The sequence below is a fragment of the Novosphingobium sp. 18050 genome (genome assembly GCF_902706195.1).
Lineage (GTDB): Bacteria > Pseudomonadota > Alphaproteobacteria > Sphingomonadales > Sphingomonadaceae > Novosphingobium.
In genome coordinates this window covers 14543-40639 of record NZ_CACSJO010000002.1, presented here as the reverse complement: position 1 = coordinate 40639, position 26097 = coordinate 14543, and the positions used below count along the sequence as shown (strand labels likewise).

At 66.3% G+C, this 26097-nt stretch carries 27 protein-coding genes; 13 read left to right on the top strand and 14 right to left on the bottom strand.

Going from position 1 to position 26097, the window contains the following annotated elements; all coding sequences use genetic code 11:
• Positions 1–17: 17 nt before the first annotated feature.
• Positions 18–413 carry a thioesterase family protein gene (locus GVL61_RS02655; protein WP_159976745.1) on the bottom strand — a complete coding sequence of 132 codons (396 nt, stop codon included), beginning with the start codon at positions 411–413 and terminating at the stop codon, positions 18–20.
• A complete protein-coding gene (locus GVL61_RS02650; protein WP_159976743.1) occupies positions 410–2500 on the bottom strand; it encodes a S9 family peptidase in 2091 nt (696 codons plus the stop codon). Before GVL61_RS02650 ends, GVL61_RS02655 begins: the two co-directional genes overlap by 4 nt.
• Before the next feature lie 48 nt (positions 2501–2548).
• Here GVL61_RS02650 and GVL61_RS02645 point away from each other — a divergent pair, with 48 nt between their 5' ends.
• From GVL61_RS02645 to GVL61_RS02625, 5 genes are all read left to right on the top strand, one after another.
• Positions 2549–4363: an aminopeptidase P family protein gene (locus tag GVL61_RS02645; protein ID WP_159977291.1), complete on the top strand. Its 1815-nt coding sequence runs from the start codon at positions 2549–2551 to the stop codon at positions 4361–4363.
• Position 4364: 1 nt separating this feature from the next.
• Positions 4365–4766: a cupin domain-containing protein gene (locus GVL61_RS02640; protein ID WP_159976741.1), complete on the top strand. Its 402-nt coding sequence runs from the start codon at positions 4365–4367 to the stop codon at positions 4764–4766.
• Between the two features lie 198 nt (positions 4767–4964).
• Positions 4965–5663, top strand: coding sequence for an EF-hand domain-containing protein (locus tag GVL61_RS25235; protein WP_200844705.1), 699 nt, complete (start codon positions 4965–4967; stop codon positions 5661–5663).
• Between the two features lie 29 nt (positions 5664–5692).
• Complete coding sequence (locus tag GVL61_RS02630; RefSeq protein WP_159976739.1) at positions 5693–6448, top strand: response regulator; 756 nt, start codon at positions 5693–5695, stop codon at positions 6446–6448.
• The gene (locus GVL61_RS02625; protein ID WP_235037505.1) at positions 6448–7884 is read left to right on the top strand and encodes an ATP-binding protein; all 1437 of its coding nucleotides are present in this window, start codon (positions 6448–6450) and stop codon (positions 7882–7884) included. Before GVL61_RS02630 ends, GVL61_RS02625 begins: the two co-directional genes overlap by 1 nt.
• 22 nt (positions 7885–7906) lie before the next feature.
• Here GVL61_RS02625 and GVL61_RS02620 read toward each other — a convergent pair whose 3' ends face one another.
• Together GVL61_RS02620 and GVL61_RS02615 are read right to left on the bottom strand one after the other, a co-directional pair.
• Positions 7907–10534, bottom strand: coding sequence for a M1 family metallopeptidase (locus GVL61_RS02620; protein ID WP_159976737.1), 2628 nt, complete (start codon positions 10532–10534; stop codon positions 7907–7909).
• Between the two features lie 185 nt (positions 10535–10719).
• Positions 10720–12318, bottom strand: a complete 1599-nt coding sequence (locus tag GVL61_RS02615) for a helicase HerA-like domain-containing protein (RefSeq protein WP_159976736.1) — start codon at positions 12316–12318, stop codon at positions 10720–10722.
• A gap of 161 nt (positions 12319–12479) precedes the next feature.
• On the opposite strand from GVL61_RS02615, the gene pabB reads away from it, so the two are divergent.
• From pabB to arfB, 4 genes are all read left to right on the top strand, one after another.
• A complete protein-coding gene (gene pabB, locus GVL61_RS02610) occupies positions 12480–14309 on the top strand; it encodes an aminodeoxychorismate synthase component I (RefSeq protein ID WP_159976734.1) in 1830 nt (609 codons plus the stop codon).
• Positions 14309–15475 carry a pyridoxal phosphate-dependent aminotransferase gene (locus GVL61_RS02605; RefSeq protein WP_159976732.1) on the top strand — a complete coding sequence of 389 codons (1167 nt, stop codon included), beginning with the start codon at positions 14309–14311 and terminating at the stop codon, positions 15473–15475. Before pabB ends, GVL61_RS02605 begins: the two co-directional genes overlap by 1 nt.
• A gap of 109 nt (positions 15476–15584) precedes the next feature.
• The gene (locus GVL61_RS02600) at positions 15585–16292 is read left to right on the top strand and encodes an RluA family pseudouridine synthase (protein ID WP_159976730.1); all 708 of its coding nucleotides are present in this window, start codon (positions 15585–15587) and stop codon (positions 16290–16292) included.
• The gene (gene arfB / locus GVL61_RS02595) at positions 16285–16692 is read left to right on the top strand and encodes an alternative ribosome rescue aminoacyl-tRNA hydrolase ArfB (RefSeq protein ID WP_159976728.1); all 408 of its coding nucleotides are present in this window, start codon (positions 16285–16287) and stop codon (positions 16690–16692) included. Before GVL61_RS02600 ends, arfB begins: the two co-directional genes overlap by 8 nt.
• Before the next feature lie 3 nt (positions 16693–16695).
• Here the strand turns inward: arfB and GVL61_RS02590 are convergent, their stop codons facing one another.
• The 5 genes from GVL61_RS02590 to dksA form a co-directional block, all read right to left on the bottom strand.
• Positions 16696–16905 carry a hypothetical protein gene (locus GVL61_RS02590; protein WP_159976726.1) on the bottom strand — a complete coding sequence of 70 codons (210 nt, stop codon included), beginning with the start codon at positions 16903–16905 and terminating at the stop codon, positions 16696–16698.
• Between the two features lie 38 nt (positions 16906–16943).
• The gene (locus GVL61_RS02585) at positions 16944–17333 is read right to left on the bottom strand and encodes a DUF4112 domain-containing protein (protein ID WP_159976724.1); all 390 of its coding nucleotides are present in this window, start codon (positions 17331–17333) and stop codon (positions 16944–16946) included.
• An 85-nt stretch (positions 17334–17418) separates the two neighbouring features.
• The gene (locus GVL61_RS02580; RefSeq protein ID WP_159976722.1) at positions 17419–18915 is read right to left on the bottom strand and encodes an ABC transporter substrate-binding protein; all 1497 of its coding nucleotides are present in this window, start codon (positions 18913–18915) and stop codon (positions 17419–17421) included.
• A gap of 66 nt (positions 18916–18981) precedes the next feature.
• Complete coding sequence (locus tag GVL61_RS02575) at positions 18982–19347, bottom strand: PilZ domain-containing protein (protein ID WP_159976720.1); 366 nt, start codon at positions 19345–19347, stop codon at positions 18982–18984.
• Between the two features lie 164 nt (positions 19348–19511).
• Positions 19512–19970 (bottom strand): RNA polymerase-binding protein DksA, encoded by a 459-nt coding sequence (gene dksA, locus GVL61_RS02570; RefSeq protein ID WP_159976718.1) that lies wholly within the window; start codon positions 19968–19970, stop codon positions 19512–19514.
• 297 nt (positions 19971–20267) lie between these two features.
• Here dksA and GVL61_RS02565 point away from each other — a divergent pair, with 297 nt between their 5' ends.
• The gene (locus GVL61_RS02565; protein WP_159976716.1) at positions 20268–20606 is read left to right on the top strand and encodes a hypothetical protein; all 339 of its coding nucleotides are present in this window, start codon (positions 20268–20270) and stop codon (positions 20604–20606) included.
• 4 nt (positions 20607–20610) lie between these two features.
• Here GVL61_RS02565 and GVL61_RS02560 read toward each other — a convergent pair whose 3' ends face one another.
• The 5 genes from GVL61_RS02560 to GVL61_RS02540 are packed head-to-tail and all read right to left on the bottom strand — an operon-like array spanning position 20611 to position 23958.
• Entirely contained in the window at positions 20611–21753 is a 1143-nt protein-coding gene (locus GVL61_RS02560) for a GNAT family N-acetyltransferase (RefSeq protein WP_159976714.1), read from the bottom strand.
• Positions 21750–22556, bottom strand: a complete 807-nt coding sequence (locus tag GVL61_RS02555; protein ID WP_159976712.1) for a glycerophosphodiester phosphodiesterase family protein — start codon at positions 22554–22556, stop codon at positions 21750–21752. The genes GVL61_RS02560 and GVL61_RS02555 overlap by 4 nt, the downstream gene beginning before the upstream one ends.
• Positions 22537–23001 carry a RidA family protein gene (locus GVL61_RS02550; RefSeq protein ID WP_159976710.1) on the bottom strand — a complete coding sequence of 155 codons (465 nt, stop codon included), beginning with the start codon at positions 22999–23001 and terminating at the stop codon, positions 22537–22539. Before GVL61_RS02550 ends, GVL61_RS02555 begins: the two co-directional genes overlap by 20 nt.
• Positions 22994–23641, bottom strand: coding sequence for an HAD family hydrolase (locus tag GVL61_RS02545; protein ID WP_159976708.1), 648 nt, complete (start codon positions 23639–23641; stop codon positions 22994–22996). Before GVL61_RS02545 ends, GVL61_RS02550 begins: the two co-directional genes overlap by 8 nt.
• Positions 23638–23958, bottom strand: coding sequence for a DUF3572 domain-containing protein (locus GVL61_RS02540; RefSeq protein ID WP_159976706.1), 321 nt, complete (start codon positions 23956–23958; stop codon positions 23638–23640). Before GVL61_RS02540 ends, GVL61_RS02545 begins: the two co-directional genes overlap by 4 nt.
• 48 nt (positions 23959–24006) lie before the next feature.
• Here GVL61_RS02540 and GVL61_RS02535 point away from each other — a divergent pair, with 48 nt between their 5' ends.
• From GVL61_RS02535 to GVL61_RS02525, 3 genes are all read left to right on the top strand, one after another.
• Positions 24007–24369 carry a response regulator gene (locus GVL61_RS02535; RefSeq protein WP_159976704.1) on the top strand — a complete coding sequence of 121 codons (363 nt, stop codon included), beginning with the start codon at positions 24007–24009 and terminating at the stop codon, positions 24367–24369.
• A gap of 89 nt (positions 24370–24458) precedes the next feature.
• Positions 24459–24698 (top strand): acyl carrier protein, encoded by a 240-nt coding sequence (locus GVL61_RS02530; protein WP_043977151.1) that lies wholly within the window; start codon positions 24459–24461, stop codon positions 24696–24698.
• Positions 24699–24705: 7 nt separating this feature from the next.
• Entirely contained in the window at positions 24706–25959 is a 1254-nt protein-coding gene (locus GVL61_RS02525) for an aminotransferase class I/II-fold pyridoxal phosphate-dependent enzyme (RefSeq protein WP_159976702.1), read from the top strand.
• The last annotated feature ends 138 nt before the right edge of the window (positions 25960–26097 follow it).

The window sequence follows — 26097 nt, the reverse complement described above, 5'->3', positions numbered from 1 at the left end:
CCCCCACCGGGGAGGAATCAGCTTACGAACGGCGCCGCCACTTCCGGCGGCACCCGCATCAGCCGGCCCGAGGCGATATCGATCATCGCCCAGGTCGTCCTGGCCGAGACGATCACCTTTCCGGCGGAATTGCGGAAATCCACCCGCCGATCGAAGCGGGCCCCGCTCGGCCCTTCGGGGATGAACGTTTCGCCCGTCACGCTCTCGCCCTCGCGGATGTTGCCGCGATAGTCGATCTCGTGACGGGTCACGAGCCAGGCGTATTTCGCCTGATGCTCCGCCGGGGCGAGCGCGGCCCAGTGCGCGCCCGCCATCGCTTCCATCCACTGCACCCAGACCGCATTGTTGACGTGGCCCATGATGTCGATGTCATGGGCCTGCGCCGTGAAGGTCAGGGTGAAGTGCTTACTCAACCCTCGACGCCCATCTGCCACAGGATGAAGGCGAATTCCTCCGCCGTTTCCTTCAGGCTTTCGAACCGGCCCGACTTGCCGCCGTGGCCCGCGCCCATGTTGGTCTTGAGGATCAGTTCGTTGCCGTCGGTCTTGAGTTCGCGCAGGCGGGCGACCCACTTGGCCGGCTCCCAATAGGTCACGCGCGGGTCGTTGAGACCGGCAGTCACCATCAGCGGCGGATAGCCTTGCGCACTGACCTGATCGTAAGGGCTGTAGCTGGCGATCAGCTCGAAAGCGGCCTTGTCCTCGATCGGGTTGCCCCATTCCGGCCACTCGCCCGGCGTCAGCGGCAGCGTGTCGTCGAGCATCGTGTTGAGCACGTCCACGAAAGGCACATGCGCCACCACCGCGCCGAACAGGTCAGGGTCGGAGTTGATGACCGCGCCCATCAGTTCCCCGCCGGCAGAGCCGCCCGAGATGCTGATCTTTCCGGCCGAAGTGAATCCGCGCTCCACCAGACCCTTCGCCACATCGACGAAGTCGTTGAAGGTATTGGTGCGCCGCTCCAGCTTGCCGGCCTTGTACCAGGCGCGGCCCATGTCGTCGCCGCCGCGGATGTGAGCGATGGCATAGGCGAACCCGCGGTCGACAAGGCTAAGGCGCGTCGTCGAGAAGCCGGGGTCGATGCTGATGCCGTAAGCGCCGTAGCCGTAGAGATGCAGCGGTCCCGCGCCGCCGCCCGCCTCGGCCCGGTCACGGCGGTAGACGATCGAGACCGGGATCGCCGTGCCATCGCGCGCGGTGATCTCCAGACGCTCGGTGGCATAGAGCGAAGCGTCGTAGCCCGAGGGGATTTCCTGGACCTTGAGCGTCTCCAGCGTGCGCGCGGCCACGTCGTAATCCAGCACCGATGCAGGCGCGACCATCGACTCGTAGCTGAGCCGCAGGGTCGTCATGTGCCATTCGGGGTTGTTAGACAGCCCAGCCGCATAGCTCGCCTCGGGGAACGAGATTGCCTCCACGCGGGCCGGATCGTCGTAGTAACGCACCTGAATCTGGTCGAGACCGACAAGGCGGCCCTCGATCACGTAGAAATCGCGGAACAGGTCTGCGCCCAGCAGGTAGAATGCGTCCGAACCCTCGATCAGGGTGGTCCACGTGCCGGGATCGGCCAGCGGCGCCGTGGCGAGGCGGAAGTTCTCGTGGGTGTCGTTGGTGTGGATGTAGAGCACGTCTTCGCGCTCGTCGACGTCGTATTCGACGCCCTTCACGCGCGCTTTCACCAGGATCTGCGGACCCAGCGGATCGGCGGCGAGGACCATGCGGCACTCGCTGGTTTCATGATCGCTGGAGCCGATCAGCAGCCACTTTTCGTTGGCGGTCAGCGAGGAACCGACGCGGAAACCCTCGTCGTCCTCGTGGTAAAGCTCGACATCGCTTTCCAGTGGCTGGCCCAGCCAGTGCAGGCGGGCGTTATCGGTCCGCCACTGCTCGTTGGCGAGCGAGTAGACGAGCGCCTTGTCATCCGCGACCCACACCAGCGAGGACAGGGTGCCGGGGATTTCGTCGGCCAGCAGTTCGCCGGTGGCGAGGTCCTTGATGCGGGCGGTGAAGCGCTCCGAACCGTTGTCATCGTAGGCATAGGCCAGCAGCTTGCCGTTGGCGCTGGTCGAAATCGCGCCGAGGTTGAAATATTCCTTGCCTTCGGCCAGCGCCACTTCGTCGAGCATCAGCTCGTCCGGGCCGCCCGCGACGGGCTTGCGCCACCACTTCTTGTATTCAGCGCCTTCCTCGAACTCGATCCAGTAGAGCCAGTCACCGTCCTTCTGCGGGACCGAGGTATCGGCCTCCTTGATGCGCCCGCGCATTTCCGTGAACAACGAATCGATGCGGCCCTGATGCGCGCCCATGCGCGACTTGAACCAGTCGTTCTCCGCCTCGAGGTGGGCGAGCACTTCCTTGTCGGTCACTTCGGGATAACCGGCGTCACGCAGCCATGCGTAATCGTCGGTCACGGTCACGCCGTGGTGGGTGATCGAATGCGGCTTTTTTGCCGCCAGCGGGGGACCGATCAGGGTCGGGGTGGAATCTGCCATGGTCACCATCTATGTTCGGTACATGACACCCGCAAGCCGGATACCTTACCCATGCTGATGAATACCCATGAAGCCCGCCTCGATGCCCTCCGCAAGGAGCTGAAGGCGCGCGGCCTAGACGGCTTCGTGATCCCGATTTCCGACGAGCACATGAGCGAATATGTCGGCGCCTATGCCCAGCGCCTCGAATGGCTGACCGGCTTCGGCGGATCGGCGGGTACGGCAGTGGTGCTTACCGATCCCACTTTGACCCCGGCGGCGGCCATGTTCGTGGACGGGCGCTACACCCTGCAGGTGCGCGATCAGGTCGACGGACGGCTTTACGCCTACGAAAGCGTACCGCAGACGACCATCGCGGGCTGGCTCGGCATCCACGCCCCGGCGGGCGCGAAGATCGGCTATGACGCCTGGCTGCACGGGTCGAAGTGGGCGCAGGCCGCCGAGAAGGCGCTGGCGGCTAGGGGCGGCAGCCTTGTCGCGGTGGACGGCAACCCGGTCGACACCGTGTGGCAGGACCGCCCGGCCCCTTCGCCGGCCCCTGCCCTCGTCCATCCCGACCAGTTCACCGGCGAGGTCAGCGAGGCCAAGCGCGCTGCCGTTTCCGAATGGCTGGCAGCCCATAACCTCGACGCCGCCGTCATCACCGCGCTCGATTCGATCGCCTGGCTGCTCAACATCCGCGGCACCGACGTGGAGCGCACGCCGGTCGCCCTGTCCTACGTGATCGCGCGTGCCAATGGCACCGCCGACCTGTTCATCGCGCCCGAGAAGGTGACCGAGGAACTGCGCCGTCACCTCGGCAATGCAGTCAGCATCAAGCCGCGCGACGGTTTCGTCGGTGCCTTGCGCGAACTTGCCGGCAAGCGCGTCTCCGTCGACCCCGAGCGTGCGGTCAGCGCGATCTTCGAGCAGCTTCGCGAAGCGGGCGCCACCGTGGTCGAGGACCGCGACCCCACCGTGCTGCCCAAGGCGATCAAGAACCCGGTCGAGCAGGCCGGCCACCGCGCCGCACAGGCCCGCGACGGCGCCGCCGTATCGCGCTTCCTGCACTGGCTCGCGGTGGAAGCGCCCAAGGGTGAAGTCACCGAAATTTCCGCCGCCGACAGGCTCCAGGCCTGCCGCCAGGAAGCGGGCGACCTGCGCGACCTCTCGTTCGACACGATTTCGGGCGCTGGGCCGAACGGCGCCATAGTCCACTACCGCGTCTCGGAGGAAACCAACCGCACGCTGGAGCCCAATTCGGTCTACCTCGTCGATTCGGGCGGCCAGTATCCCGATGGCACCACCGACATCACCCGCACCGTCTGGGTCGGCCCGGACGCCCCGGGCCCGGAAGTGAAGGACCGCTTCACCCGCGTGCTCAAGGGCCACATCGCCCTTGCCTCGGCGGTGTTTCCCAAGGGCACGGCGGGCAGCCAGCTCGACGTGCTGGCGCGCATGCCACTGTGGCAGGCCGGGCTGGACTATGCCCACGGCACCGGCCACGGCGTCGGCAGCTTCCTCTCCGTCCACGAAGGCCCGCAGCGCATCGCCAAGTCGGCGGGCGGACAGCCCGGCGGCGACCAGCCGCTGCTGGCGGGCATGTTCCTCTCCAACGAACCGGGCTATTACAAGACCGGCGAATACGGCATCCGCATCGAGAACCTCGTCCTTGTCGAACCGCGCACGATTGCCGGCGCGGAAGGAGATTTCTTCGGCTTCGAAACGCTGACCCATGTTCCTATCGAGCGCCATCTGGTCGACACCGGACTGCTCACGGAAACGGAGATCCTATGGTGGAACACCTATCACGCCCGCGTGCTGGAGATCGTTGGCCCGCAGCTGGAAGGCGCCTCCAAAGCCTGGCTCGAAGCGCAGTGCGTGGCGCTGTGACATGACCACCAGGGCGCATGACCTTCGCACCAATCCGGTTCACCTCGGGCTGGGCGCGAAGGCCAGCGCCCAGCCGCCCTTCACCGGCATGGAGTGGTATGCGGCCTATGCGCAGCGTAACGCGGCGGACGGCAGCGAAGGCCGTCTCGTCTCGATGTACGACTTCACCTCGGACTGGGATGTCTGGGAAATGCATCCGGTGGGCGACGAACTGGTCGTATGCCTCTCCGGCGAACTGACGCTGATCCAGGAAGGACCCGACGGTAGCCTCCATTCCGAGACCATCACGGCTGGCCAGTACCTCATCAACCCGGCGGGTGTATGGCACACCGCCAATGTCGTAACGGCCGCCAGCGTGCTGTTCATCACCGCGGGGGAAGGCACCGAAGGGCGCCCGCGCTGAACGCAGCGTTCATCAGCTTTGCCCGCACCTGAACAGGTCGCGACGAATGTGACAATTGGCGACAATAATCGCCTCGTCCGGCATAACTGCGCGACAAGACGCGTCTAGAACAGTTCTCAGAGAGCCGCGGGGCAGTTCTTCCCCCTCCCTTCCCCGTCTCGCGGCTCTTATCCATTTTTCTGTTCGGGACACACGCTCATGATTACCACCATCAAGAAACTGACGCTGGGGCTTTCGGTCGCGGCTCTTTCCATCGGCGGCGTTGCCTGCGCCCAGGCGCCTGCCGCCCCGGATCGCCCCGGCCACGAACGTCCGAAGATCGACGCCAACGGCGACGGCGTTGTCACCCGCGCCGAGGCCCAGGCCGCTGCCGCCGCGATGTTCGCGAAGCTGGACGTCAACAAGGACGGCAAGATCGACCAGGCCGACCGCGAACTGGCCCGCCAGCAGAAGCGCGAAGGCAAGTTCGCCAAGCTCGACACCAACAAGGACGGCTCGATCTCGAAGGCCGAATTCATGGCCGACAGGGGCCCCGAAGGTCGCGGCCGCGGCCCCGGCATGGACGGCCCCCCGCCGCCTCCGGGTGAAATGGGCAAGGATGGCCCCGGCAAGGATGGCCCGCGCGGCGAAGGCCGCGGCCACCACGGCAAGCGCGGCGGACACGGCTTTGGCGGCGGCCGGATGGGCGGCGGCATGATGGCCATGGCCCGCGATGCCGACACCAACCACGACGGCGCCATCAGCAAGGACGAATTCATGGCCGCCGCCATGAAGCGCTTCGATGCCGCGGACACCAACCACGACGGCAAGGTGACCAAGGAAGAAAAGCAGGCCGCCCGCGAAGCCATGAAGGCGCAGTGGGAAGCAAAGCGGGCTGACAAGAAGGCCGGAAACTGACAGGACGGCGCGGTAATCAAGGATTTGAGATGAACGATACCGCGCCCTCCCCCGCACCGGCCAAGCTGCTTCTCGTCGACGACGAAGCAGCCCTGCGCGAACCCCTGGGCGACTATCTGTCGCGGCAGGGGTTCGCCGTCGTCCAGTGTTCCAGCGCGGCCGAGGCCCGTTCGCGCCTGCGCGATACCCAGAACGAAGGCTCGTTCGACCTCGTCCTTCTCGACATCATGATGCCCGGCGAGGACGGTCTCTCGCTGTGCCGCCACCTCGTCGAGACGCAGGACCTGCCGGTGATCTTCCTCACCGCGCGCGGGGAGGCGACCGACCGCATCGTCGGCCTGGAAATCGGCGCCGACGATTACGTGGTAAAGCCCTTTGAGCCGCGCGAACTGGTCGCCCGCATCCGCAGCGTCCTGCGCCGCTCCTCTCGCAGCGCTCCGGCGGCGGCGGAGAACGAGGCCTTCGAATTCGAAGGCTGGCGCCTCGATCCGCTCAAGCGCCGCCTGATCGACCAGGAAGGCGCCATCGTTGCGATCTCCTCTGTCGAATTCCGCCTGCTGCTGGCTTTCCTCGAACACCCCCGTCAGGTGCTCAACCGCGACCGCCTGCTCGACATGGTGCAGGGCCGCGAGGCGCACCTGTTCGACCGCGCGGTAGATAACCAGGTCAGCCGCCTGCGCCGCAAGGTGGAAGTCGACAGCCGCAACCCGCAACTGATCCAAACCGTATGGGGCGGCGGGTACATGCTGGCCACCGACGTGCGCCGCGTTCTCCTGGACGACTGATGCAGTTTCCCCGTCTTTCCATCCTGCGGCCCAAGAGCCTGATGGGCCAGATGTTGCTGGCCGTCGCCGCCGCGCTGCTGCTGGTGCAGGGCATAGGCGCCATGCTCGTCTACCGCGCCCAGCGCGAAAGCTACGAGGTGGGCATGGTCAATGCCGCCGCCTTCCGCCTGATCGCCGAGACACGCGGCCGGGCCGCCATCGGCCACATCGGCCATCACGAGCGCCCACCCTTCGCGGCCCCACCCCTGCGCGGATTTCCGCTGGAGACCAGCAACGCATCGCCCGCCGCCCCCGGCGAGGCGCGCGACCGCCAGGCAGAAGCACGGCTCCAGCGCATTCTGACCGAACAGGAATTCCCTTCGTCCGGCATCGTGGTGGTCCACCGCACGGTCCGCGGCGATCCCGTTGGCCACGACAACACCATGAAGTGGGCCGCGCACCGCGGGAAGGACGAACGGCAGATCGCCGACCGTATGGACGACCACCTGCTCGTCGTCGGCGTAAAACAGTCGGCCGACGGCGGCTGGACGATCGTTCGGGTCCGCTCCCCGCGCGACGCGAATGTGCTGGTCCAGCCGCTGATCGTCCAGACGCTCATCATCTATCTCGTGCTGGTCGGTGCGGTGGCGCTGATCCTGCGCCGGATCACCCGGCCGCTGGCGGCGCTGACCCGCCGGGTCGAGCAGTTCGCAGTGGCTCCCGGCTCGGTCGGCCAGCTGGAACCCAGTGGCCCTGAGGACATGCGCCACCTGATCATTGCGCACAACGCGATGGAGGCGCGCATCGTCGCCATGCTCGACGAGAAGGATGTGATGCTCGGCGCCATCGGCCACGACCTCAAGACCCCGCTGGCTGCGCTGCGCGTGCGCATCGAATCGGTCGAGGACGACAATGAGCGCGGGCGCATGGCGCGCACCATCGAGGATATCGTGCGCACCCTCGACGACATCCTCTCACTGGCCCGCGTCGGCCGTCCGAGCGACCCGCGCGAGCGCACCGAACTCTCCGCCCTCGTCGCCTCGGTGGTCGAGGAATACGAGGACATGGGCGAGCCGGTGGAAATGGGGAATACCCAGCGCATCGTCCTGGAACTGCGCTCCACCTGGATGCGGCGAGCCTTGCGCAACCTGATCGGCAATGCCCTGCGTTATGGCAAACGCGCGCGCGTGACGCTGGTGCGCGAGGGCGGCAATGCCGTGATCCTCATCGAGGACGACGGCCCCGGAATCCCGGACGACACCATCGAGGACATGATGAACCCCTTCGTGCGCGGCGATCCCTCGCGCAATTCGACCACGGGCGGCGCGGGCCTTGGCCTTGCGCTGGCGCGCGCGATCGCCGACCAGCATGGCGGCGCCCTGATCCTTGCGAACCGGCTGTCGGCAGCGGGAACGGTCGAGGGCCTGACCGCCCGGCTGGAAATCCCGGTCGGTTAGGTCCGGCCTCTTGCGATAGCCTTCAGCGCAGCGCCGCGAATTCCGCGTCGATCTGTGCGCCCATCATGTCGTCGAGCAGTCCGCAGTTGCGCACCCGCTCGATCGCCCGCTCCAGCTCCAGCGCTCCGGGCGTTCCGGCCAGCTTTGCGCGAAAGTCCCGGCCTATGCGCGCTGCCCATGCCACCGAGCAGAAGCGCCCCAGCACCTGCGGCAGGCGCACGGCGAAGAACTGCCCTTCACCTCCGGCCAGCAGCTCGTCGACATGCACGAGCGCCCAGTCATAGCCATATTCGCGCGCGGCGCTGCGCGTCATGATCCCGTCGAGGACATCGCGCTTCTCACCCTCGCGCAGACGCGGGTCGGTGAGCGCCAGCAGCCACGCCGCCGTCTCCGGCGTACCGATGCGTGCGACGGCGCCCAGCGCAGCGGGACGGAACACCGGGTCCTGCGAGGACAGCCCCTTTTCCAGCAAAGTGCGCGCGGCGGCGGCGTCTCCGTCGAACAGGTAGATGTCCAGCGCATGATCGAGCCAGGCCGGATCGAGCGCGCCCCTGTCGCCTGCCAGATATGCGGTGGCCGCCTCGCCCAGCTTGCGGCGCAGATCCTTGCCCGCGCCGGTCCCTACCAGCGCATTCACGATCTGCACGCGGCGCTGCATCCGCGCGGAGGTCTCGTGCGCATAAATGCCCGCACGCGGATCGAAACCGTACTGCGCAAGCAGCGGCACATAAAGGGTCTCGCGCAGCAGACGGAAACCGCGCCGTCCCTGCGCGCCGACAATGTTTTCGCGCACCATCCGGCTCAGCGCCTTGTCCGGCGCATCGGCGGCGTGGGGATCGGGCGAACGGATCAGTTTGTGGGCCAGCCGCCCCATCTCGCTGATGGTGCCGCGCCCGCCCCGGATCGAGGCCCATAGCGAATCGACCAGCGCCAGCGCCTCGCCGCCGGGAAGCTGGTCTGCCCCCTCGATCAGCTGCTGCCAGTGCTTGGCCGTCAGTTCGAAGCGGTAATAGCCTGTCCCCCCGGCATTGGGGAACACGGGGCCCTCGCCCGGTATGGTGAAGCTTTGGGTGACCCGGTCCATGATGACGCACGTTCGCGCCGTCCCGCGCCGCAGGCACAGCGGGATCACCCAATGCGAATCGGGCGGGGCAACCCCGGCGGTGGTATAGCGCAGCTGCGTCACCGCCAGCTTGTCGCCGCTCTGCTTCATGGCCAGCAAGGGCACGCCCTGCTGCTCGACGAAGCTGCGCATCGCCGGCACCAGCCGCGGATCGCCCGCCACCCCCGCCAGCGAGGCGAAGAAATCGTCGCTGGTGGCCGTACCGAAACGGTGGGCGGCAATGTGGCGGCGCACACCCTCGCGGAACTTGTCGTCCCCCAGCCACGCCGCGATCATGCCCACGACGTGCCCGCCCTTACCGTACGTGATCGCATCGAAGGCCGAATCGATCTGGCTGCTGCGGGCGATCTGCTGGCGGACCGGCCGCCCGGCCAGCAGCGCGTCGGTATCCATGGCATTGTAGCCCGCGCCCAGCGCGTCGCCCATGATGCCCAGGTCCGGCCGCCATGCGTCACCGATGCGGTAACCGATCCAGTTGGCGAAACTCTCGTTGAGCCACAGGTCGTCCCACCACGCGGGCGTGACGAGATCGCCGAACCACTGGTGCCCCAGTTCATGCGCGGCGACCATGCCGAAGCTGCGCTGCTGGACCACCGGCGCCTGCCCGTCCATCACCAGCAGGTCGTCACGGTAAAGCGCAGCGCCGGCATTCTCCATCGCGCCGGGCAGGATCGGCGTGGTCACCTGATCCAGCTTTGGAAAGGGAAACGGCTCGCCGAAGTAGTCTTCGAGCAGGCCGACGATCTGCTTCGAACCGTCGAGCGCGAATTGCAGCTGCCCGCCGTTCTGCGCGGTGGAGGCGATGCGGATCGGCAGCGGCGCGGTGCGCTCCTCATTCGGCTGCGCATCGCCGGCAAGCGTCGCGAAAGGCCCCACCATCATTGCGACCAGATACGTCGGCAGTGGCAGGGTCGGTGCGAACCGGTGAACGGCAAGACCGTTTTCGGTCGCGGGCGGGCCTTGCTCAAGTGCATTGCCGATTGCGACCAGCCCGGCCGGCGTGCGCAAGGTAAGCGTGAAAGGCGTCTTGAACCCCGGCTGGTCAAAGCAGGGAAAGGCGGCGCGCGCATCGATCGACTGGAACTGCGTCCAGCTGTACCAAGCCCCTTCAACCTCAACGCGGAACATGCCCGCCGGGCCAGCCCCGAACGCAGCATCGTAATCGAACGACAGGGTCGTCGCTCCGGCCGGCAGAGGCGCCGCGAACGTGATGCGGGCAACGCCGGTGGGGTCCACCTCGCGCCACTCCCCGACGAATGTATGCCCGCCCACGCTGGCGGCGACGCGCGAAACGGCCAGCCCGCGCCCGTGCAGGTAGATCTCGGCAGACGGCGCGGCGAGGGTCACGTCGATCTCGACATGGCCCGAAAAGCGCGGGCGTGCCGGGTCCACGGTCAGATCCAGACGGTAGGAAGTGGGCACTACCGCATCGCTCAGGCGGCCGAGCGGGATCGCTTCCGCCGCCGGAGTGACGACGATCGATTCCTGCGCACAGGCAGCACTTAACGGCGAAACGGCGAAGATCACGCCAAGAAGGAGCCCCGCGCTGCGCCTCGAAAGGAAACGCAGCCCCTTGCCGCAATTCCGCCCGTCCTGAACCCTGTGCCGGTCGGCGAAGCAAAATATGCCGGTGCCGTGCTGCGGCGCTTCGACAGGCTCAGGGCAAGCGGGGTGGGTTATCTGGCAATACCAATCGTTCCCCGCCCACGCCCTCAGCGCATCAGCCCCCCGATGAGGTTGCGCGCGAAACGGCCCAGCCCCGGAAAACCGATCGCCTTGCCCAGCGTATCGCCCACGGTGCCGGCGACAGCGCTGGCAGCGGAAGCCTTGGGGCTGGCGCGGCTCGTCTTGCCCTGCATCGTCTGCGCGAGGATCGAACCGGCACTGGCCGCAGCCGCGCCCGCCGCAGCCTTGGCGACCTTGCCGCCGATGCCGTCCCACAGGCCCGGGCTCTTGCGCTCCTGCTTGCCGACTTCCTCCTTGCCCTTCACCGCCACCTCCTGCGCGGTGGCGGCAGCGTCGGCGGCCTTGGCGGCCAGCACTTCCTCGGCGCTCTCGCGGTTGATGCGGGTGTCGTACTTGCCCTCTACCGGGCTGATCGACTGGACGATGGCGCGCTCCTTGGCGTCGATCGGTCCCAGCCGCGATCGCGGCGGCGCCACCAGCGTGCGCTGCACCACGCCCGGCGAACCGTCATCGGCAAGCGTGGAGACCAGCGCTTCGCCCACCTTGAGTTCGGTGATGGCAGTCTCGACGTCGAGGTCGGGATTGATGCGGAACGTATCCGCCGCAGCCTTAATCGCCTTCTTGTCGCGCGGGGTGAATGCCCGCAACGCATGCTGCACGCGATTGCCCAACTGGCCCGCGATGTTCTCGGGGATATCGATCGGGTTTTGCGTCACGAAGTACACACCCACGCCCTTGGAGCGGACCAGACGCACCACCTGCTCCACTTTGTCCGTCAACGCCTTGGGGGCATCGTCGAACAGCAGGTGTGCCTCGTCGAAGAAGAACACCAGCTTGGGCTTGTCGGGATCGCCCACTTCGGGAAGCACCTCGAACAGCTCGGACAGCAGCCATAACAGGAAGGTCGCGTAGAGCTTCGGGCTGCGCATCAGCTTGTCGGCGGCAAGAACGTTGATGTATCCGCGCCCCTTGTCGTCGCAGCGGATGAAGTCGGCGATCTCCAGCGCCGGTTCACCGAAAAACTGCGCGGCGCCCTGACTGTCTAGCGACAGCAGCTGGCGCTGGATCGTGCCGACACTGGCCTTGGTGATATTGCCGTACTTGGCCGACAGTTCGGAGGCGTGTTCGGCGGTATAGGCCAGCATCGCCTGGAGATCCTCCAGATCGAGCAGCAGCAACCCCTGCTCGTCGGCGAAGCGGAAGACGATGTTGAGCACACCTTCCTGCGTATCGTTGAGATCCATCAGCCGCGCCAGCAGCAGCGGCCCCATTTCCGAGATGGTGGTGCGCACCGGATGGCCCTGCTCGCCGTAGATATCCCAGAACACCGCCGGATTATCGGAATATCCGTAATCGGTGATGCCGATCTCACTGGCACGCGCTTCGAGGATCGCGGCATTCTTGAACTGCGGGCTGCCGGCCATGCAGATGCCCGAAAGATCGCCCTTCACGTCGGCCATGAACACCGGCACCCCGGCGGCGGAGAACTGTTCGGCGATGGTCTGCAGGGTGACGGTCTTACCGGTGCCGGTCGCGCCCGCGATCAGCCCGTGGCGATTGGCGCGGCTGAGGCGCAGCACTTGCCGTTCGCCGTTCCCGCCAAGTCCGAGAAAGATTTCGCTCATCCGGCCGTCTCCACGCCTGCATTTCCATACTGGTTTAGAGCGCGTCCATTCGATTGCAACACGTCGTCATCCCCCGCAGCGGTCCCGGATCAAGTCCGGGGAGGCTTGGTGACAGGGCTTTTGCCACGGGCCCACAGTGCCGCTAAAGGCCGGGCCAGCCCATGCCAGAACCCTTCATCCTCCTCGATGACGCCCGCAGCGAGGGCGCCGCCGACGCCCGGCTCTACCGCGCGCCTCTAGAAACCGTCGTCGCGATGCGGGGGGACGAGGTCACCGTCGCACTGACACGCATCGAAACGCTATCGCGCGCAGGCCGCCATGTGGCCGGCTACATCGCCTACGAAGCCGGACTGGCGCTCGAACCACGCCTTGCGGACCTGCTCCCGCAACGCACCGGCGCGGGCGGGCCGCTGCTCTGGTTCGGGGTGTTCGACGGGTACGAGACGATCCCCGCCGCAGAGGTGCCGCAGTGGCTGGCCGACAACGCCGGTTCCAATATTCCGGCAATCGGCCCGCTCGAACCCCAGATCGAATTCGCCGCCTACCGACAGGCCTTCGACACCCTCCACGCCGCGATCGAGGCCGGGGACATCTATCAGGCCAACCTCACATTCCCGCTGGCCGGGCCATGGCGCGGCGATCCGCTGGCCCTCTACGCCGCGATCCGCGCCAACGCGGCAGCGGGCTATGGCGGGGTGATCCACGACGGCACCCATTGGCATCTCAGCTTCTCGCCCGAGCTGTTCTTTTCGGCGCGCGCCGGCACTATCCGGGTCAAACCGATGAAAGGCACCCGCCCGCGCGGCCGCACTCCGCAGGAAGACGCAGCCCTACGCGCCGATCTTGCCGCCAGCCCCAAGGACCGCGCGGAAAACCTGATGATCCTTGACCTGATGCGCAACGACCTGTCCCGCGTGGCACAGGCCGGGAGCGTACAGGCCCTCGCCCCCTTCAGCGTCGAAACTTATCCCACCGTCCACCAGATGGTCTCCACCGTCGAGGCGCGGCTTGCCCCGGAAACCGGCGCGGTGGACGTCTTGCGCGCGCTTTTTCCCTGCGGTTCGATCACCGGCGCGCCCAAGATCCGGGCGATGGAACTGATCGCCGCCGTGGAAGGCTGGCCGCGCGGGGTCTACTGCGGCTCCATCGGCTACGTCGAACCCTCTGGCGATGCGGCGTTCAATGTGGCAATCCGCACCTTGCGCCTCTCTTCCGACCGGAATGCAGGCGCAGGCGGCGGTAAAGCGGTCCTCGGGGTAGGATCGGCGATCGTCGCGGATTCTGAGGCCCTTCCCGAGTGGCGGGAGTGCCTGGTCAAAGGGGGTTTCGTGCGAGAGTCGGAAGTTCGAGCGTCTGGAGGAGTGATCTCGCCCGCCAGCTTCGACCTCATCGAGACGATGTGCTTCACGCCCGAGACTGGCATTGCCCTCCTCGAACTTCACCTTGAAAGGATCAGCGCGAGCGCGGTCACGCTGGGCTTCGGGTTCGACCGCCACGGCGTGCGCAACGCGATCCAGGCCCTGTGCTTCGACGCCGACAAGCCTTCCAAGCTGCGTCTGGTGGTGGGCCGTACCGGCGCGTTCTCGCTGGAACTGGCGCAAGTGCCGCCGGCTTTGTCCGAACCCGCCAGCGCCGCCGTACTGCGCCTACCGGTGGACAGCGGTGACTGGCGACTGGCCCACAAGACCAGCGACCGCGGTTTTTACGACAAGGGCCTCGCCCTCGCCAGAAACGCCGGCGCCGACGAGGCGATCCTGCTGCGCGACGACGGACTGGTCACCGAAGGCTGCTTCACCAACATCTTCGTGGAGCGCGGCGGCATCCTGCTCACCCCGCCCGCGCGCCTCGGCCTGCTGCCGGGCGTATTGCGCCGCTCGCTGCTGGATTCCGGCAAGGCAAGCGAGGCGCAGCTGACGCTGGACGATCTGGCGAACGGCTTCCTGATCGGCAACGCCCTGCGCGGATTGATGCCGGCCCGGCTGCTCACCTGATGCATATCTCCGCCGCTCTCTCCCGCATTGCCCCGTCGCAGACGACGGCGATGACCGACCGCGCCACCCAATTGCGCGAGGCCGGCCGCGACATCATCTCGCTCTCGGTGGGCGAGCCGGACTTCGCCACCCCGCCCCACGTGCTGGACGCCGCCAAGGCCGCGCTCGACGGCGGCGATACCAAATATACCCCCGTCGGCGGCACCTCGCGCCTCAAGCAGGCGGCAGCCCTGCATTTCGCGCGCGACCTCGGGATCGAGGTTCCCACCTCGCAGGTGACCGTCAGCGCGGGCGGCAAGCAGGCGATCTTCCACGCCATGCTCGCCACCATGAGTGAGGGCGACGAGGCCATCGTTCCTGCCCCGTGGTGGGTCAGCTATCCGGAAATCATCCGCTTCGCCGGCGGCAAGGTCGTGCCGCTGCACACCCACGCCAAGGACAACTTCCGCTTCACCGCCGCCGACCTCGAAGCCCAGATCGGCCCGCGCACGCAGTGGCTGCTGCTCAACAGCCCCGGCAACCCGACCGGCGCCTGCTACCCGGCCGAGATGCTGCTGGGCATCGGTGAAGTGCTGCGCCATCACCCGCGCATCCTGATCCTGTCGGACGATATCTATGCGCCGATCAACTACACCGGCGCGCGCCACGCCACTCTGGCGAACCTGTGCCCGGACCTTGCCGACCGCATCCTGACGATCTCCGGCGTTTCCAAGAGCCACGCGATGACCGGCTTCCGCATCGGCGTTGCCGCCGGGCCGGAATGGCTCATCAAGGCGATGGAGCGGCTGCAGTCGCATTCCTCGGGCAACCCCTGCTCGATTAGTCAGGCCGCTGCGGTCGCCGCGTTCGAGGGGCCGCAGGAATTCCTCGCCGAGTGGTGCGAACGCTTCCGCGCCCGGCGCGATCTGGTGGTCGGCGCGATCAACGCGATCCCCGGCCTTTCGACCCCGACGCCCGACGGTGCGTTCTACTGCATGGTCGACGCCGCCCCGCTGATGGAGCGGTTCGGCGACGACGCCAGGCTGGCGCTACACCTGCTCGACCACGGCGTCGCCATCGTGCCCGCCTCCGCCTTCGGCCACCGCGACGGCTTCCGCATCAGCTTCGCAGCGGACGAAGCCAAACTGGTCGAAGCCTGCAAGCGCATCGCCGAAGCCGTGGCCTGATCCTCCCCCTGACGGGCCGCAGGGTTCGACTTAAAGCGAGGTTGCGCCTAAAGAAGCGCCAACGGCCCCGGCAAATGCTTCGGGGCGACGCATTTGGAAAAGACGTACAATGGAACTGGAAATCCTTTTCGAGGACGGCGAGGCGCTCGTCATCGACAAGCCCGGCGGCCTGCCGCTCGATCAGCCGCGCGCGGGCGGTCCCTGCCTCGAAGACCGGCTCGACGAATTGAAGCTGGGCTTCCAGCGCCAGCCCTTCCCCGTCCACCGCCTGGACCGCGACACGTCGGGCTGCCTGCTGCTGGCCCGCAACCCCAAGGCACTCAAGCGCTACTCCGCCGCCTTCGAGGAACGCACGGTGGAAAAGCGCTATCTCGGCATCGTCGCGGGCGAAATCGCGGATGAGGCCGGGACGATCGAACTCGCGCTGTCCAAGATCAGCTCGGTCACCGAAGGCTGGCGGATGATCCCGGCGCGCAAGGGCAAGCCCTCGGTCACGCACTGGCGCAAGCTGGAAGTGCAGGATGGCCTGACGCTGGTCGAATTCCGCCCCGAAACCGGCCGCACCCACCAGATCCGCGTCCACGCCGCCTCCGGCCTCGGCTTCGCGCTGCTGGGCGATCCGATCTACGGCGACGGCGCCGACACCCCGCATGGTGCGCGCCGCACGATGCTCCACGCCGCCGGCCTCACCGTGCCGCGCGGCGGAGAAAAGGCGCCGATCGTGGCGGTTGCCCCCATGCCCGCAGACTTCGTCGCACTGGGCTTCACGCCGGAAGAAACCGCGCCTGAAACGCCGGACAACGAGCCGGATGAATGAGGTTCTAGACCGCGCGCAGGCGCTCGCGACCGAGAGCTTCATCGCCTCGACCGGGCCTGGCGGGCAGAACGTCAACAAGGTGGCGACCGCCTGCCAGCTGCGGCTGGACTGCTATGCCCTGCGCCTCAGCCCCGAGGTGTTCGCGCGGCTGAAGGAACTGGCGGGCAGCCGCATGACGCTGCGCGGTGAACTGGTGTTCACCGCGCGCCGCTTCCGCACGCAGGAAGCCAACCGCGCCGATGCCCGCGAACGCATGGTGGAGCTTCTCGTCGAAGCCCACAAATTTCCCGAGAAGCGCGCCAAAAGCCGCCTCAACCGGATCGGCAAGGAACAGCGGATCAAGGGCAAGAAGCTGCGCGGCTCGGTCAAGGCCGGGCGCGGCAAGGTCAGCTTCGACTGAGCCTCAGCGCTCCTGCACGCCTTTCGGAAGCGAAGGCTGCAGCGCCGCGGCAGGCGGCCTGCGCTCATCCAGCATAGCGGCGGCTTCGTCGAGCGCGCGCGCCTCGCCCATGGTGACGCCCCCCGGGCCCGGCGCGGTATCGGGCTTGGAACAGCCGCCCAGCGCCAGCAGAGCCGGAACCAGGCTGAGGGAGATCAGGCAGGCCTTTTTCATTGCCAACCCATAGCCCGGCAGCCGCCGCTGCGAAAGCGTCAGGCGTCGATCACCCGGGTATGCGGGTGATGCTTGTCGAGATGCTTGCGGATGATCTTGAGGTTACGGCTGTTCGAGCGAAACAGGAAGTCGAACAGATCGCCCGCCACCGGGATCGCGCCCAGCATGGTATCGAACCCGACGTTGGCCGTCATACGCGCCAACTGCCACTTCGACATGCCCAGATTGCGCGCCTCCCACACGAGGTAGAGGCCCAGTGCCCCCGCGATCAGGTCACCGGCGATCGGCACCAGCCCGACAATGGCATCGAGGCCGACCTGCCGCCTGATGCCTGGCACGGTGAAGGCACGCTCCAGCACATGTTCCAAGGCCTCGACGCGCCGGCGGATGGCCACGGGGTCGTTGCCGAGCGGAAGGTCGAATTCCATGCGCCTGGCAGATCGGGGGGTTGATTGAGGTCCTGTGACCAACGCATTGCCTCTCGTGGAGCCGCGGCCACCAGAGCCGCGAACCCTATTTGGGGAGCCAGGACAGGGGCATCAAGGGATGCCATCCCCATGCGTTCGCCGCGAAGCCGTCGACACTGCCGCGCACCAGGGACCAGCGGATCGGCGTGCCGAAAGGAATGAAGACGTTGCTGGCGGTAAGTTCGGCCTCCGCCTCGGTCAGCAGCGCGGCGCGTTCTACCGGGGTTACGGCGTTCGCGGCCTCGGCCACGCGGGAATCTGCATCCTGCGAGCATAGGCCCCGCCCGTCCCGGCACGAGAGCCGGTTCAGATACCATGCCGCGCGGGGATAACGCGCCACGTCGTCGACCAGCGCAAGGTCGGCGCCGTCCGCTTCGGGCGCGCGCTCCAGCTGGACTCCGATGGCCGCGAAATCGGCCAGGAGGCGATTGAACAGCAACTGCGATCCCCCGCCCTCCGGCAACCAGACGTGCAGGCGCACGGGTCCGGCATCTGCCGGAACCTTCGAACCCGCAGGAGGACGCCAGGCCCGGACGCGGGCCGCCGCCACTGCACGGCGATCATCCAGCGACTGCTCGCTCCAGCGCTCGCCGATGGTGCCGAGATCGCCGTCGAGGCTGGGCGTGACGATCCGCGTCGTCGGCGACCAGCCGCCCACGCCGAAAGGCGCGATCAGAGCGGGCCGGTCGATCGCCATGGCCAGGGCCTCGCGGTTGGCCGGCTCGGCCAGGAAACCCTTGTCGGTCATCACCTGAAGACCGAACAGGCCGATTACGGGGTCGAGCTGGATAGTACCGCGCAGGATGCCCACCGAACGGGTCAGCATGAAATCCTGAATGCGCCCGCCAAGCACGAGATCGACCTCACCGTCGTTGAATGCCGCAACGGCAGCCGGGCCCGGCAAGGCGCGAAGCTGAATCTTTCGGGTCCGTTCCGCCCAGTCCTCGATCGCCGGCAGGCCGAGGCGCGAGGGGTCTATCGGCGTAAGCGCGGCCAGCTTGCCGCTCCGCGCGATGGTCATCGTACCGCCGCCCTTGCCGCCATGATCCAAACCCAGTTCGGGCTGCGCAAGCAGTTGCAGCAGGTATGGCATCGGCCGATTCAGACGGATTTCGATCACGCGCCCGGCCATGGCGCGGATATCTTCGATGCCGCCGAGGTCGAGCGCCAGCGGTGTTTCGTTCAGCGCCTTGAGCGCGTCGCGGATCGACTTCCGCGCCGATTCGGCGGTCAGCGGGTCGCCATTCTCCCAGTTGCCCTCGCGCAGGCGGAAGATATAGCTCTGCCCGTCGTCGGTGACGATCCAGCGGTCAGCCAGAGCCGGAATGACCCGTCCCGCCTCGTCGAAGGCGACGAGGCCCTCCTCCGTCGCCGCCCGCACCAGTTGGCCGGCTGTGGCCAGGTGAACGCCATGCTCGAACGGGTCTTCGGCGCTGCCCACGACGGCGACACCGAAGGCCGAATTGTCATAGGAACTGCAGGAGACGAGCGAAAGCGCGGCCAGAACGGCCATAACCCGGGAGGCAGGGCGCTTGGTCAGCATGTCGCACCGAGTAATCCATTTCGCCCGCCCCGCAAATGGCGGATCGGGAAATTTCCCGTGGCGGGATCAGATCTTGCGCAGAACTGCGCTGCTGTTCATCCGCGCTTCGTGATTGCGCATGAACCCGGGAGTTGGGTCCTCGGTCTTGACGACAGGGGCGCGGGCGAGGCGGGGATCGATGTCGTTGGCAAAGGCCACGCCGAACCGGCTGTCCTGTACCCAGGCGACCGAGCCTTCGATCCAGCCGATGTTACGGATGCTCACCACGACGACGGTCCCGCGCACGACGCGCACCGTTCCTTCGCCCATCATGCCGCCGGCGGACAGGTTGCGGACCTTGATACGGAACTCTCCGTCAAGTCCATCGACGCGCAAGTCAGCCATGAGGAACAGGCTGTCGCGCGCGATCTGCCGATTTTCACCTTCGTTCATGCGCTCCGTCCGGCTTTCGATTGCGCTTTGCCTGCGACCATGTCGATAGCGACTGGCGCACGCAAAATAGCGCGCCTCAGCCTCTATTTCTAGCCGACAATGGCAAACAAAGGCTTAATAACCCGGCCGAGGCTAACCCTGCGGCCGGGTCAGAAACCGAAACGTCAGTCGTCGCGCGAGACTTTTTCGCGGCGCTCGTGCGCTTCCTGTGCCTCTACCGTCATCGTCGCGATGGGGCGTGCTTCCAGTCGGCCAAGGCCGATCGGTTCGCCAGTGACCTCGCAATAACCGTATTCGCCCTCTTCGATGCGGCGCAGGGCCGAATCGATCTTGGCGATCAGCTTGCGCTGACGGTCGCGAGTACGCAGTTCGATGCCCCAGTCGGTCTCGCTCGACGCACGGTCGTTGAGATCGGCATCGCGGATCGGACCATCCTGCAACTGCTGCAAAGTGCCTGCAGACGCTTCAAGAATGGAACGCTTCCAGGCCATCAGCAGCTTGCGGAAATAATCCTGCTGCGCATCATTCATGTATGTTTCGTCGGCAGAGGCAATATAGGCGCCGCCTATGGCGCGCTTTGCTTTTGCCAGCACATCGATTTCGTCAACTAGGGCCGTTGCCATCCAGAGAAACTCCGCAGGTGTCTCCATCGGATCGCTAACGCCCTGCAGTCCCGGGTTTTTCCCGGTAACCCAACAACGATCCGCGGTTCCGGGGCCTATAGTTCCGCAAAAATCCCTGCACAAGCGGATATAAGCGATCCTCCACAAAATTCTTAACGAAGTTCCGGGGTGGGACAGATGAGCCACGCGTAAAGGAGAGTCTCGCAGCGCGCGTTAACTATATCTTCGGACGAATCATCCAGTTTCGAGCCATCGATTGCAGGGAAATGCATCGATCGAACGAATCAGGGGCCTACGATGGAAACTGTCTGGATTAATCAAACCACTGCCGCTCCGCTGTCCGCCACGGACTTAACGGCCGGCGACATGATGATCGCACAGGCGCTTGCCGCTGCTGCGCAGGGTGACAGTTCGGCATATTTCGATCTCGGCGTCGCCTATTCGACCGCAAGCCACGGCGTTGATTGCGACCTGATCGAAGCGCACAAGTGGTTCAACCTCGCCGCGGTCGGCGGGCATGAGGAAGCACCGATCTGCCGCGCCGAAGTATCCGACGACATGACCGCCCGCGAAATCGCCGAAGCCCAGCGCCGCGCGCGCCAGTGGCTGTCCGCCTCGACCCGCAAGGCCGCCTGAACCGTCAGCCGTCGCCTTTCCTGAAGGGCGAACGGTCCCCGAGCGACAACTGGTCGAGCGCGATGCCGGCCCGTTCCTGCTCGAGGTAGTCGGCGATCGCGGCGCGAAGGCCATCATGGACGATGTAGTGCGCGGAAACCGTGCGCACCGGTTCATAGCCCCGCGCCAGCTTGTGCCCGCCCTGCGCCCCCGCCTCGACGCGGCTCAGGCCTAGGGCGATCGCGGCGTCGATGGCCTGATAATAGCACAGCTCGAAGTGCAGGAACGGCTTGTCGATCCGCGCGCCCCAATACCGCCCATAGAGCGCCTCGCCGCCGATGAAGTTGAGCGCACCTGCCACCGCCTCGCCGTCGATGAAGGCCATGACCAGCAGGATGCGGTCCGCCATCACTTCGCCCAGCAGGCTGAATGCCTCGCGGGTCAGGTAGGGACGGCCCCATTTGCGCGCGCCGGTGTCCTGGTAGAAATCCCAGAACGCATCCCAGTGCGCCTCCTCGATCCCGCTGCCGGTGAAGCTGTGGATCTCCACGCCCTCCTGCGCCTTCGCCCGTTCCTTGCGCAGATCCTTGCGCTTGCGCGACGAGAGCGCCTCCAGGAAATCGTCGAAGCCGGCATAGCCCCGGTTTTCCCAGTGAAACTGGATATCCTCGCGCATCAGCCAGCCCGCGTCCTCGAACACCGACACCTGCTCCGGCTCGATGAAAGTCGCGTGGGCGGAGGACAGGCCGTTTTCGCGGCACAGCGTTTCCGCCGCGCGCAGCAGCGCAAGATTTAATTCGGGATGCCGGGTCAGCAGCCGCGGGCCGGTTGCCGGAGTGAAGGGCACGGCGATCTGAAGCTTGGGATAGTACGACCCGCCCGCCCGGTGCCAGGCATCGGCCCATGCGTGGTCGAAAACGTATTCGCCCTGGGAATGGTCCTTGAGATAGGCCGGTAGCGCCGCTGCGAGGGTGCCGTCCGGGCCGTCGATCACGATCGGCAGCGGAGTCCAGCCGCTGCGGGCTCCGACACTGCGCGAGCGCTCCATGGCGGTGAGGAAGGCGTGGCAGACGAAGGGGTTGGTCCCGTCCGTCAGCGCGTCCCACTCGGCCGCCGGCAGTTCGCCGACCGCGCTAAGTATCCTTGCCGTGAAGCCACCATCACTCACGCCTGCGCCTCGCTCCCTGCCTGGGCTTTGGGCACGTCGCCAGTCTCGAAGATCGCGGCGTCGGCATAGGCTTCGGCGCGCTCGTCGTGTTCGGCCTCGCGCACGGTCCAGGTCGCCACGGGAAGACCCCGGCGGCGCTGACCGGCCGCAAAGCGGCTCGGCAGGTCGCGCACATCGTAGGCGAGGAAATCGGGCCGCGCATGCCACAGCGACAGGCGGCGGCGCAGCTTGCCGGGAAGCGCACGGTCCTCGCCCTCCGAGACGATGAGGCCGCGCACGGTGTGCGGCGAATTGCGCCAGTACCAACGCGATACGCGCGGGTCGAAGCTCATCACCGCATGTTGGCCGGTGTACCCTTCCAGCACCCGGCGCACCGCCAGGCAAAGCGCGGCGACGCGGTTGTGGCGGTCTGACTTCACCTCGATCAGCACCGGCACCTTGCCGGCGATCTGGGCGAGAACCTGCCGCAGTGTAGGAATGGTTTCGGCGGTTCCGCCAAGCGCGATGGCGCCCAGCTGCGCGGCGCTGCGCCGGGCGACCGGGCCCGCCTCGGCCGTCAGCCGATCAAGCGCATCGTCGTGGAACACCACCGGCTGCCCGTCGCTGGAACGCTGCACGTCCAGTTCGATGCCGTGTCCCTGCGCGATGGCCCTTGTGAAGGCCGCGCGCGAGTTTTCGGGCACGTAGCCCCCGGCACTGGCGCCGTGCAGCCCGCGATGGGCATAGTCCTGCTCCCCGATCCACGCGACCTTGCGCGGATCGGGTACAGGGGAGGCCCAGCGGTCAAGCAGGGCGAACGGCAACGATGGCGTCCACTTCGACAGCGGCGCCCAAAGGCAGGACGGGGACGCCCACGGCGCTACGCGCATGCTTGCCCGCCTCGCCGAAGACCGCGACCATCAGTTCCGAGGCGCCATTGGCGACCTTGGGCTGATCGGTGAAATCGCCGGCCGAATTGATGAACACGCCCAGCTTCACGATCCGCTCCACGCGGTCGAGCGAACCGAGCGCGGCTTTTAGCTGTGCCAGAATCATCACCGCGCAGGCCTGAGCCGCTTCGGTGCCGGCCTCGATCGAGACGCCCTCGCCCAGACGGCCGGTGACCAGCTTGCCCTCGACGAAGGGCAGCTGGCCCGAGACGTGGGCGAGCCCGCCCGCGACGACGACCGGCACGTAAGCCGCGACCGGGGCCGCCGCTGCGGGCAGGGTCAGGCCGAGTTCGGTCAGGCGGGTGTCGATGTCACTCATGGGATTGCAAATCCTTTTCTTCGCTGGTCAGGCTGTCGAGCAGCCAGGGGAGCGCGCTGGCCCAGTCGTCGATCCGCGCATGGGCGTGGCCGAGCTGGAGAGCGCACTTGATATTGGGGGCAATCTGGGGTTCGCCGCAAAGGTGCAGGCGGCGCACGGCGGGCGCGATCTCGAAGACCGAGCCGTGGTGCTGCGAGAGATCGTCGATGAAAACGGCGCGGCTCGGCTTGTACTCGTCGAGAATCGCCTGAAGTGCCGGGCCTTTGGGACCCTGATTGGTGAACACCCGAAGGTCCATCCCGTGCCCGGCAAGCTGTGCCGCGCGCGCCTCGCGGCGAAAATCCTGAAGGTTGGTCAGGACCACCACGTCGGCCCGTTCGCGAATCGCGGCGATGGCGTCCACCGCGCCTTCGATCACGGTCTGACGGTGCATCTGGGTATCGAAGAAACGCCCCAGCAGGTCCCACATCTCCGCATGTTCCAGCGGCGCATCGCCGCCGATCCGGCGCATCGACTTGTAGAACTCGCCGCCGGTGAGGTCGAATTCGACGCCCTCGTCCTCGGCCAGCCAGTCACGGAAGTGCTTGATCATGTGCAGCAGCACTTCATCGCAGTCGGTGATGAGAAGCGGCCGGCTCATGCGCCGAGCCTTTCGCGTGCGGCCACCAGTGTCTGCGGCGACACGCCCAGCGCATCGGCGGCGCCGAGGAGGTCCGGCTCGTGCTGACACAGAAACTCCAGCACCGCCGCCAGAGTAGCTGGCTCGCCCAGCGACGCGCGCAGTTCCTCGGGCGTCAGACCGGTGAGCGACAGAAACCGCTCGGCGCGCGAATCATCGCCCAGCACCCAGCCCAGCGCGTTGAGGGCCAGAGCCTGAGGGTCACTTGCGGGGGATGGCGGTTCTCGAAGAATTGTCAGTCTCGCTCTCGTGGAATAGGTATGCGCCAACTCTGGCATGGCCAATGACAGAGATATGTTACCTCCAGATGGTCATCAGGGCGTCGAATGGCAAAGCGAATCCTCGTTGTCGAGGACAACGATCTCAACCGGAAGCTCTTTTGCGACGTGCTCAGGAGCCAGGGCTATGCAGTGGAGCCGGTCGGCGACGGGCTGGACGCGCTCGAACGCGCACGCCAGTTCGTGCCCAATCTGATCATCATGGACATCCAGCTCCCCAACGTTTCCGGGCTGGACCTGATCGAGGCGGCGAAGAAGGACCCGGTCCTGCGCGCCATCCCGATCCTTGCCGTCACCGCCTATGCCGGCAAGGGCGACGAGGAACGCATCCGCGAAGCCGGGGCCGAGGGATACCTCGCCAAGCCGGTTTCGATCGGGCCGTTCATGCAGGCAGTTCGGGCACTTCTCTGATACAGACAGCTTGACATGATACACCCGCGCCGCTTTTGCGCCGCAATTCGCGGCCAAAGCGCCGCCAAGACCCTTTCGGAGATACCCTCATGGACCGCGCAGAGACCTCGGCCCGCATCGCCGCGCTGATCGAGCCCTTCAACAAGAAGGGCGTCGCCATCGCCGACGCCACCCGCTTCACCGACGACCTCGAATTCGACAGCCTGACGGTGATGGACTTCGTCGCCGCCATCGAGGACGAATTCGACATCATCATCTCGATGAACGCCCAGGCCGAGATCGAAACCTACGGCCAGCTTGTCGACGCCGTCGTCAAGATCAAGGGCTGAGCGCCAGATGACCGATGCCGTGAACCAGCCCGACCAGCCCGAAACCGTCATCGGCGGTGAAAGGGACCTTTTCAGCAAGTTCGACCCGCTGATCCAGATGCGCGAGAACCTGCTTTCCACCGGCGTGACCGATCCGTTCGGCCTCGTGATGGAAAAGGTGATCTCGCCCACCGTCGCCCTGTGCAACGGGCGCGAGACGATCCTGCTCGGCACCTACAACTACATGGGCATGACCTTCGACCCTGACGTGATCGCGGCGGGCAAGCAGGCCCTCGACGATTTCGGCGCAGGCACCACCGGCAGCCGGGTTCTCAACGGAACCTATGCCGGCCACCGCGCGGTCGAAGAAGCGCTCTGCGACTTCTACGCCATGGACCACGCGATGGTGTTCTCGACCGGCTACCAGGCGAACCTGGGGATCATCTCCACCATCGCCGGCAAGGGTGACTACATCATCCTCGACATCGACAGCCACGCTTCCATCTGGGACGGCTGCAAGATGGGCGATGCCGAAGTGGTGCCCTTCAAGCACAACGACATCGAGGCGATGGAAAAGCGCCTCAAGCGTATCCCCGAAGGCGCGGGCAAGCTGGTCATCCTCGAAGGCGTCTACTCGATGCTGGGCGATATCGCCCCGCTCAAGGAGATGATCGCCATCGCCAAGAAGTACGGCGCCATGGTGCTGGTGGACGAAGCGCATTCGATGGGCTTCATCGGCCCCAACGGGCGCGGCGTGGCCGAGGATCAGGGCTGCCTGGACGACGTCGATTTCGTGATCGGCACGTTCTCCAAGTCGGTCGGCACCGTGGGCGGCTTCTGCGTCTCGAACCACCCCAAGTTCGAGATCATGCGCTTGGTCTGCCGCCCCTACGTGTTCACCGCCAGCCTGCCGCCCAGCGTGGTCGCCACCGCGGCCACCTCGATCCGCAAGCTGATGAACGCCGCCGACAAGCGCGCGCATCTGTGGGAAAGCTCGCGCACCCTGCACAAGGGCCTGACGGACGCCGGCTTCCAGCTCGGCACCGACAGCCCGCAGAGCGCGATCATCGCGGTGATCATGCCCGATCTGGAACGCGGCGCCGCGATGTGGGAGGCCCTGCTGCACGAAGGCCTCTACGTGAACCTCGCCCGCCCGCCGGCAACGCCCGCGAACATGACCCTGCTGCGCTGCTCGCTCTGCGCCGAACATTCGGCAGAGCAGGTCCAGCAGATCATCGGCATGTTCACCCGTGCCGGTAAGACGGCAGGCATTCTGGGCTGATTTCCCGGAATGCACGGCATCTAAAAAGGCGCGCCGTCACCGGCGCGCCTTTCATTTTTGTAATCCGCAGGTCGTTCGACTGAAACTTGTGCTTATTATTCAATTCTATAGGATTGAAACCAAGTTGAATTCGGGGGC

Excerpts from the sequence above, each read along its gene's own strand:
- GVL61_RS02650 (WP_159976743.1), bottom strand. The coding sequence starts at position 2,500 with ATGGTGACCATGGCAGATTCCACCCCGACCCTGATCGGTCCCCCGCTG.
- GVL61_RS02645 (WP_159977291.1), top strand. The coding sequence starts at position 2,549 with ATGAATACCCATGAAGCCCGCCTCGATGCCCTCCGCAAGGAGCTGAAG.
- GVL61_RS02640 (WP_159976741.1), top strand. The coding sequence starts at position 4,365 with ATGACCACCAGGGCGCATGACCTTCGCACCAATCCGGTTCACCTCGGG.
- GVL61_RS25235 (WP_200844705.1), top strand. The coding sequence starts at position 4,965 with ATGATTACCACCATCAAGAAACTGACGCTGGGGCTTTCGGTCGCGGCT.
- GVL61_RS02630 (WP_159976739.1), top strand. The coding sequence starts at position 5,693 with ATGAACGATACCGCGCCCTCCCCCGCACCGGCCAAGCTGCTTCTCGTC.
- GVL61_RS02625 (WP_235037505.1), top strand. The coding sequence starts at position 6,448 with ATGCAGTTTCCCCGTCTTTCCATCCTGCGGCCCAAGAGCCTGATGGGC.
- GVL61_RS02615 (WP_159976736.1), bottom strand. The coding sequence starts at position 12,318 with ATGAGCGAAATCTTTCTCGGACTTGGCGGGAACGGCGAACGGCAAGTG.
- pabB (WP_159976734.1), top strand. The coding sequence starts at position 12,480 with ATGCCAGAACCCTTCATCCTCCTCGATGACGCCCGCAGCGAGGGCGCC.
- GVL61_RS02605 (WP_159976732.1), top strand. The coding sequence starts at position 14,309 with ATGCATATCTCCGCCGCTCTCTCCCGCATTGCCCCGTCGCAGACGACG.
- GVL61_RS02600 (WP_159976730.1), top strand. The coding sequence starts at position 15,585 with ATGGAACTGGAAATCCTTTTCGAGGACGGCGAGGCGCTCGTCATCGAC.
- arfB (WP_159976728.1), top strand. The coding sequence starts at position 16,285 with ATGAATGAGGTTCTAGACCGCGCGCAGGCGCTCGCGACCGAGAGCTTC.
- GVL61_RS02590 (WP_159976726.1), bottom strand. The coding sequence starts at position 16,905 with ATGAAAAAGGCCTGCCTGATCTCCCTCAGCCTGGTTCCGGCTCTGCTG.
- GVL61_RS02585 (WP_159976724.1), bottom strand. The coding sequence starts at position 17,333 with ATGGAATTCGACCTTCCGCTCGGCAACGACCCCGTGGCCATCCGCCGG.
- GVL61_RS02580 (WP_159976722.1), bottom strand. The coding sequence starts at position 18,915 with ATGCTGACCAAGCGCCCTGCCTCCCGGGTTATGGCCGTTCTGGCCGCG.
- GVL61_RS02575 (WP_159976720.1), bottom strand. The coding sequence starts at position 19,347 with ATGAACGAAGGTGAAAATCGGCAGATCGCGCGCGACAGCCTGTTCCTC.
- dksA (WP_159976718.1), bottom strand. The coding sequence starts at position 19,970 with ATGGCAACGGCCCTAGTTGACGAAATCGATGTGCTGGCAAAAGCAAAG.
- GVL61_RS02565 (WP_159976716.1), top strand. The coding sequence starts at position 20,268 with ATGGAAACTGTCTGGATTAATCAAACCACTGCCGCTCCGCTGTCCGCC.
- GVL61_RS02550 (WP_159976710.1), bottom strand. The coding sequence starts at position 23,001 with ATGAGTGACATCGACACCCGCCTGACCGAACTCGGCCTGACCCTGCCC.
- GVL61_RS02545 (WP_159976708.1), bottom strand. The coding sequence starts at position 23,641 with ATGAGCCGGCCGCTTCTCATCACCGACTGCGATGAAGTGCTGCTGCAC.
- GVL61_RS02540 (WP_159976706.1), bottom strand. The coding sequence starts at position 23,958 with ATGCCAGAGTTGGCGCATACCTATTCCACGAGAGCGAGACTGACAATT.
- GVL61_RS02535 (WP_159976704.1), top strand. The coding sequence starts at position 24,007 with ATGGCAAAGCGAATCCTCGTTGTCGAGGACAACGATCTCAACCGGAAG.
- GVL61_RS02530 (WP_043977151.1), top strand. The coding sequence starts at position 24,459 with ATGGACCGCGCAGAGACCTCGGCCCGCATCGCCGCGCTGATCGAGCCC.
- GVL61_RS02525 (WP_159976702.1), top strand. The coding sequence starts at position 24,706 with ATGACCGATGCCGTGAACCAGCCCGACCAGCCCGAAACCGTCATCGGC.